General features: G+C 39.3%; 7 protein-coding genes and 3 pseudogenes. 7 read left to right on the top strand and 3 right to left on the bottom strand.

The annotated features are described in order from the left end of the window. Window positions 1-184, top strand: a pseudogene (locus BP27_RS17325) (IS1182 family transposase); the annotation flags it as partial. Window positions 185-277: 93 nt separating this feature from the next. Beyond that, window positions 278-514 carry a transposase gene (locus BP27_RS17320; protein ID WP_211251314.1) on the top strand — a complete coding sequence of 79 codons (237 nt, stop codon included), beginning with the start codon at window positions 278-280 and terminating at the stop codon, window positions 512-514. 161 nt (window positions 515-675) lie between these two features. On the opposite strand, the gene BP27_RS0113315 is transcribed toward BP27_RS17320, so the two are convergent. Both BP27_RS0113315 and BP27_RS16410 read right to left on the bottom strand, forming a co-directional pair. Then, window positions 676-1,089 carry a type II toxin-antitoxin system HicB family antitoxin gene (locus BP27_RS0113315; protein WP_027851953.1) on the bottom strand — a complete coding sequence of 138 codons (414 nt, stop codon included), beginning with the start codon at window positions 1,087-1,089 and terminating at the stop codon, window positions 676-678. A gap of 63 nt (window positions 1,090-1,152) precedes the next feature. After that, window positions 1,153-1,374: a type II toxin-antitoxin system HicA family toxin gene (locus BP27_RS16410; RefSeq protein WP_051610585.1), complete on the bottom strand. Its 222-nt coding sequence runs from the start codon at window positions 1,372-1,374 to the stop codon at window positions 1,153-1,155. A 577-nt stretch (window positions 1,375-1,951) separates the two neighbouring features. Here BP27_RS16410 and BP27_RS0113300 point away from each other — a divergent pair. Together BP27_RS0113300 and BP27_RS0113295 are read left to right on the top strand one after the other, a co-directional pair. Beyond that, on the top strand, window positions 1,952-3,283 hold the full coding sequence (locus BP27_RS0113300; protein WP_027851952.1) for a radical SAM protein: 1,332 nt from the start codon (window positions 1,952-1,954) through the stop codon (window positions 3,281-3,283). Beyond that, window positions 3,283-3,969, top strand: coding sequence for a YqcI/YcgG family protein (locus BP27_RS0113295; protein WP_027851951.1), 687 nt, complete (start codon window positions 3,283-3,285; stop codon window positions 3,967-3,969). Before BP27_RS0113300 ends, BP27_RS0113295 begins: the two co-directional genes overlap by 1 nt. A gap of 194 nt (window positions 3,970-4,163) precedes the next feature. Here the strand turns inward: BP27_RS0113295 and BP27_RS0113285 are convergent. Continuing rightward, window positions 4,164-4,415 (bottom strand): annotated as a pseudogene (locus BP27_RS0113285) (transposase domain-containing protein); the annotation flags it as partial. Between the two features lie 110 nt (window positions 4,416-4,525). Between BP27_RS0113285 and BP27_RS0113280 the strand changes: the two are divergent. The 3 genes and pseudogenes from BP27_RS0113280 to BP27_RS17440 form a co-directional block, all read left to right on the top strand. Further along, a pseudogene (locus tag BP27_RS0113280) lies at window positions 4,526-4,855 on the top strand (transposase); the annotation flags it as partial. Window positions 4,856-5,066: 211 nt separating this feature from the next. Then, window positions 5,067-5,483, top strand: a complete 417-nt coding sequence (locus BP27_RS0113275; protein ID WP_027851947.1) for a hypothetical protein — start codon at window positions 5,067-5,069, stop codon at window positions 5,481-5,483. Window positions 5,484-5,576: 93 nt separating this feature from the next. After that, complete coding sequence (locus tag BP27_RS17440) at window positions 5,577-6,485, top strand: HNH endonuclease (RefSeq protein ID WP_051610584.1); 909 nt, start codon at window positions 5,577-5,579, stop codon at window positions 6,483-6,485. Window positions 6,486-6,657 lie beyond the last annotated feature (172 nt).

Genomic DNA, 6,657 nt, shown 5'->3' with positions numbered 1-6,657 from the left:
AACCATTCAAGAGCGTTACAAACGGCTGGGTATCAGCAAAAACCTCTATGAAGAAGGCATCATCGTTACTGCTGATACGGGCTTTGCTAATGAAGCCAACATGCAATACCTGCATGAAAACAACATCAATGCCTACATCCCAGACAACCAGTTCAGAAGCCGTGATCCCAAGTTCGCACACTAAAAAGAAAAATACGGCAAACGTCACCAAACACCCAGCAAGTCAAAAGCCAAGCAACTCATTCCTGCCAGCGAATTCCAATTTGACCCCATAACAATGACCTGCATTTGCCCAGCAGGGCAGACTATCAGTAGTCGAGGCACCCGAAATAATCTTCAAGGTCAACCAACGGCTTATTTTGAAGGGCGATTATTACAATGTAGGCATTGCCCTAAAAAACACCAATGTATGAAAACGCCCTCCGCAGCTGATCACCGCAAAGGTGCAGGCCGACAAGTCAGCTTCCCATTAAATGGAAAAAGAGCACCCAGTGAATATCGAAACGATAAGTAACAAAGGTATGATGTACCAAACTTGAGCTAAAGCACCTGATAGTAACCCTAAAATATCCACGAAACCTCCTTATTCAACTAACTTATTAATGGAAAGCCGTAAAGACTACAAAGGAAACCCAGTTTCCACAAGGAAAGTTATAATAAAGTCGGGCTTTTTTATTAGGCATGAAGGTTTGTTAATTCATCTAAGGCAGCTTTTGCTAAAAACCCAGAACGACTTCCGTATTGTGGGTTTCTAGATACGATGTCGTCAATTTTTTTAATTAGTCTATCGGGTAGTGTTACGTTAATTTTTTGAGATTTGCCCAAGTAGGGTGTTATATCAAAATCAATGACCGCCCAGATGCAATCCTGATATTCAGGGTTCTTTCTATGTTCTTCAATGCTGGTAGGCTGAGGTAGTGGGTCTCCTTCTTCAAAAAGAAAGTCCATATAACCTGCTAAGGCTTCATTTGCATTGCTGATCGCTTCTTCAAGCGTATCGCCAGCGGAAATACATCCTGAAAGGTCGGGGAACAATACTCCATAAGCTTGAGTTTCGTTACCAGCTTCTATAGCGATAGTAAATTTCATATTTTTACACCTATATTTGTGTAATTTTACCCAGCATCATGGCTAGGTATTTATATATTTTTGCTAGATATATATCCAGCTATTAGCTATGTAATTGCCCAGTTTTAAAGCTGAGCTTGATTCAAAATTGATTGAACCGTTTTTTGAGGCAGGTCTTTTTTTTGGGTGGGGAACCGTAACCTTGCCCTTTTTTATTGTGTGCTTGAAGTAGTGATGTGAACCCCTAGTTCCAACAAGGTTCCAGCCATCAGCCTCAAGCATTTTTATTAATGCCGAACTTTTCAAAACCACCTCCTTATTTAAAGCTGTGGGGTTATAGTAACCCCATAATTTTTTATGTCAATAAAAAATAACCCTGATAACTCTATTGAGAGGGGCGGAAGTTGATCAATAGACCGCTGAACAGCTAACTTATTAATGGAAAGTCGTAAAGGCTAGAAAGGAAACCCAGTTTCCACAAGGAAAGTTATAATAAAGTTGGGCTGGCATGATTTCCAGAAAATATGCTTGTAGATACAAAGGCAACACCAACAGGCAGAAAACCCAGAAATAAAAATAATTTTTTTTCATTATTTTTCAGCTGGTTAGAGGCACAGATGGCCGAACTGCTAACAGGAAAGCTTTATAAGCTATTGATTTTTGTAGAAAAATAAAATATAAAATATGAAATTATATATTAATTGACACGAGCCTAGCTTTTTGTGTAGCATAATTTTGGTTTACATCAAAAATCAAAAAGGAGTTCCAAATGAACAGCGTTGAACTAAAACCAGTATTCAAGCCTGAGCCTGGCGAAGTTGAAATGGCCTGCACTTTGCAGGGTGGCTACGCTAGATAATAATTAGCGATATAGTTTAAAAAAATGCAGGCAGAAGCCTGCATTTTTTTAGGGATGGGAAAAGTGATACAAGATATAAATATATTGAAGTTCCAAACAAAAACCAATAATTGCTATGTTTTTGATGCGATCACAAACAATATATATCAAGTTAGACAAAACGATCTTGACGGTATAAGTAACACGAATTTCGGCAGAGAGAATGGAATAAGAGACCTAGAGTCAAATACCCCTGATATTAGAAAACAAGTTTCAAAAAACGCCAAAACACTTATAATTGAGATAACAGAAAAGTGCAACCTAAGATGCTCTTATTGTGTGTTCGATGATGAGTCAAAAATCAAGGAGAGATCCCATGGAAAGAAATCGATAAGCTTAAAAGAAGCAAAAGATAGTGTCAGTTCTTTTTATGAAAGAACAAACAAAGAGGAAGCTTTCATTGTTTTTTATGGTGGAGAGCCTCTTCTAGAGTTTGAAAAAATTAAAGATATAGTAGCCCATGCTGACACGATATCAAATAAAAAGATTAAGTATTCAATTACAACGAACGGCATACCCCTTAACAATGAAAAATTAGAGTTTCTAATAAAAAATAATTTTTTGATTACATTTAGCATTGACGGCCCGAAAACAGTAAACGATAAATACAGATTCAAAAAAAATAAAAAGGGAGTTTTTGAAGAGCTGGTAAGTAAAATAGAGAGCATCAAAGACAATTATCCTGAATACTATTCTGAGAAAGTTTTATTTAATTGCGTTATAAATAACACAGAAGAAATTGATTTAATAAATAAATTCTTTGCTGAATCAAAAATAATAGACAGTAAAAAAGTAAGGTTTTCAGCAGAGCTGAGCAATTCTGAAGAAATCAACAAGCACATAAGCAATGCTGCAGTTGAATTATTCAATGAAACCGAAAAAAAAGAAATTTTATTAAGACCGATAGAGCAAAGCTTCATAGGAAACTTGATTGCTAAAGTAAACCATAGAAAGCTAGATAAATATGCTTCCCAAGGAAAAAAAATATGTGTGCCTTTCTCAAATAGGACATATATAAGATCAAGTGGAGAAATTCAGTTCTGTGAACGGATACAGGATTATGGTGTGGTAAGCAGCACTACCAAAGAAGACCTTGAGTTAGCATCAAAAAAAATTTATAGTGAGTTCCTTTCATTCAAAAAAGAGGAGTGCTCCAGGTGTTTTGCTTATAACTTTTGTGAATTCTGCCCTGCTTCCTTTATGGAAAATGGGAAACTAAACAAAACCACCTCCAAAATTAAGTGTGACGGATTTAGAAAAGATGTGAAAGAATCTATTAGAATATACATTGAAAAGAATGAAACGGAGCAAAAATAATGCTTACAAAGGATGAACTCAAGACACGTAATCCAGTCATGCATGAAAAGCTTTGTAATTTTTTTAACTCAGATATATTTCCTTGCCTTTTTGCTAAGGCGTCTTTTAATAAAGGGTATATGCTTTTCTGCACTTTTAATGATTTGGATGATTTCGAAAAAAAATTTTATAGTGAGCTTTTAGAATATACAAAAATAATAAAAATGTCTAAGAAAAGGGGGGAGAGAAGCTACCTAACAGGTGTATTCATTATAGAAAAAGAACACCATTTTATTAATGATTTTGATTTTATGGTAAGTACTTTAAAAAACACTCACAAAAAAGATAGAGGTACATGGCCAAAAAACAAAACCAAAGACATGAATAGTCAAGATTTTGATTTTTACTACAATGATATCAAGCTATTTCCTGTGATTACTTCACCTAGCCACACAGCTAAAATTAGAGTAAGCCCATATCTTATGATAGCTATACAGCCTGGACAAGTATTCGATTTTAACAAATCAGAAAGAACCGAATTTTACAACAAAATGAGACAGTCCATACACAAGAAAATCGATGAAATTTATTGTGATGAAAAACCTTATTACCTTTCTTCGAAATCATCCGGAAAAAATATTTATCAATTTGCTGGTATTGACCCAACTGAGTACGACAGTAGTTACACTGCACCAAAACTAAAGTAAAGTTTGTATAGTTCCTATTTACCCACGGATCTTGATTTTAGCCAGCTAATACCCTTCTCAATAGAAAGCGCAAAGCGCAATTCAGCCAACTCCTTTCCTTCTGCAACCCCTCGCGTTTTTTCTGTTCATCAGCAAACAGGCCTTCATCTGGTAAGCGCCCTTAAATCAGCACCCTTGCAGAACGGCTACTTAGCTTAATCCAGCTCTACATTCCATGGCAGCAGGGCTTCGAGTTTTTCTAATGTGTCAGCGACAGCTATGCGGTCAAGAATGTGCTTGATGTAGGCTTGTGGATCGAGGTGATTTGCTTTGGCGGTTTCTATCAGTGAGTAACAAGCGGCGCTGGCTTCTGCGCCTTTACGAGTGTCGGCAAACAACCAGTTTTTACGGCCAATGGCCAAGGGTCGGATGGCATTTTCGGCCAAGGCGTTACTGATTTGCAGTTCTTTCTGGAGCGGTGTCAGGAGAAAGTGACCTGAGGGGTTTTATGTACAACTATGATGCAGTAAAAGCCTGCTTAGCTGATCTGGGTTTTTCCCAAGAGCAGGTTGATGAACACTGCCCTAAAAAACACCAATGCATGAAAACGCCCTCCGCAGCCAACCACCGCAAAGGTGCAGGCCGACAAGTCAGCTTCCCATTAAATGGAAAAAGAGCAGCCAACTACACTGACTGGATGAAACACCGTGTGGATAACCCCCTAGGAAAAGCCGTTTATGCGCACCGCATGTCGGTTGTTGAACCAGTGTTTGGCAATATCGGTACCAATAAACGGTTGAACCGCTTTAGCCTGAGGGGTAAAACTAAGGTGCAAGGCCAGTGGCAACTCTTTTGCTTAGTACACAATGTTGAGAAGCTGGCCCGTTATGGCAAACTGAACCAATGAAAAGGCTGATTAGCCCATAAATGGGTCTAAAACAACGTATAAATAGAAGATTATTAGAAGTCAGCAACAAAAAGCTAGAAATACACTGAACAAATAAGTTGCCAGCTAAAATGGGCAATACAATATAAATAACAGAAAATGAGCTGTTGGTGGGAAAAGCTGGCTGAAAACAGGTTGTTCTACAGCCTCGTTATGCATTAAGGAGTTGTCAGTGCTTGAGTCGGTAGTGCAGGAAGAAACCACTGGATGCGGAATTGCTTCTGTTGCCAATATTCTAGGTCATAGTTATTCAGAGATGAAAGCCATCGCTAATGCTATGGGTATCCATGCCTCGGATAAATCATTGTGGTCTGATACCCAGTATGTGCGACGTATGCTGCTAAACGCAGGCGTTGACACTTCCAAAGATGAGGTTCCCTTTGACTCTTGGGCGACCTTGCCTGATCTGGCATTGTTGTCTATCAAGCATCACCAGGAAGAAGGTAAAGACTTCTGGCATTGGGTTGTATTCAAGCGTTTGGATGGTCAGCCTTTCGTTCTGGATTCAGCCAGCTACCTACCTTCCAATATCCGAACAGATTTTCATGCTATGCAGCCTAAATGGTTCATTGAGGTCAAACATGCATAACAAGGCGCTGTTGTCGCCGCTATTGCGGCTAGGACGGCTTACGCTTCGCTCCAGCCGCCCCAAAGCTTTGCGTTAGATTTTAGGAGGGTATAGGTGCTAACAACTATTACAGATAAAAACACAAACAGCGAATGCCAAGAGCTATTAAAAACTAAGCTTTCTGAATCGTTGAAAAGCAGTCTCTTTACGACCATCGGATTCCCTGGTGGTAGCTGGCAGACTGAAGTTATTTACAACTCCAAAATATGGTACAACTCATACAATCTTGATGAAAAAGGAAAGTCAAAGCGGTATTGGAACGGGTTTGGGTTATCAAGAGGTATTGGGGGTAATAAATCTTTGAATATAGCCGTCGAGATCAATGTACCTTTTTCAGGTATTGATCGAAAGGTATCTGGTTTTTTTGCCAGAGAGGAAAATTCCGGTGAAGTTTTTCTTATGCACCGAGGAAAAGTAGGTGGCGGAAGAAAAGGGATAGGTAAAAGTGCCTTCATAAATTGGGCTGAAATTGACCTGATTGAAATTAGAGAAGGTGGAAAGAAAAGCAGTGCTATTAAGATTGCAAATTTAAACGGAAATAATGTCGCAAAAGAAATCGCAGCTTTTGTTACCAAGGTTTCTAGGTTCAAGGAATACATTACTGCCGACGCAGTAAACGTTGTGGAAATGCTGTCGCTAGAAGAGCTATATGCACGAGCAAAGGAGTCGGCTGGCAAAAAGCTAGAAGTAACGTCGAAGTCAGTCTACGTGCGGGATGCAAATATTGCAGAAATCGCAAAACGCAAAGCCAAAGGTAAGTGTCAACTTTGCCGTCAGAAAGCCCCATTCAAGGACAAGTTTGGTAAACCTTACCTTGAAACACATCATATAGACTGGCTTTCATCCGGTGGCGCCGACACGATTGAAAATACTGTAGCCCTATGCCCCAATTGTCATCGAAAGATGCATTCACTCTCACTTACGGAAGATGTGGGGATTCTGCGTGAACGGGCAAAAATCTAACAAGCGCATGTTGTCGCAGCGCAAAAAAGCCGCGCTGCTGGGACGGCTTACACGTTGCTCCAGCCGCCCCAAATGCGGGCGTTCAGGCTGTAGAAAAACCTAAGAGGTCTCAGGTTTTGGAAGATTTGCGCGCTCCTACGTAAATTCTGGAGTTTCTGATGATGAAAAGTGC

Origin of the sequence: Marinospirillum insulare DSM 21763 (genome assembly GCF_000686905.1) — a bacterium.
Classification (GTDB): Bacteria; Pseudomonadota; Gammaproteobacteria; order Pseudomonadales; family Halomonadaceae; genus Marinospirillum; species Marinospirillum insulare.
The sequence above is the reverse complement of the archived record's forward strand: the minus strand, read 5'-3'. Positions and strand labels throughout refer to the sequence as shown.

Coding starts and splice junctions, on each gene's coding strand:
- BP27_RS0113300 (WP_027851952.1), top strand. CDS start 1,952: ATGCAGGCAGAAGCCTGCATTTTTTTAGGGATGGGAAAAGTGATACAA.
- BP27_RS0113315 (WP_027851953.1), bottom strand. CDS start 1,089: ATGAAATTTACTATCGCTATAGAAGCTGGTAACGAAACTCAAGCTTAT.
- BP27_RS0113295 (WP_027851951.1), top strand. CDS start 3,283: ATGCTTACAAAGGATGAACTCAAGACACGTAATCCAGTCATGCATGAA.
- BP27_RS17320 (WP_211251314.1), top strand. CDS start 278: ATGACCTGCATTTGCCCAGCAGGGCAGACTATCAGTAGTCGAGGCACC.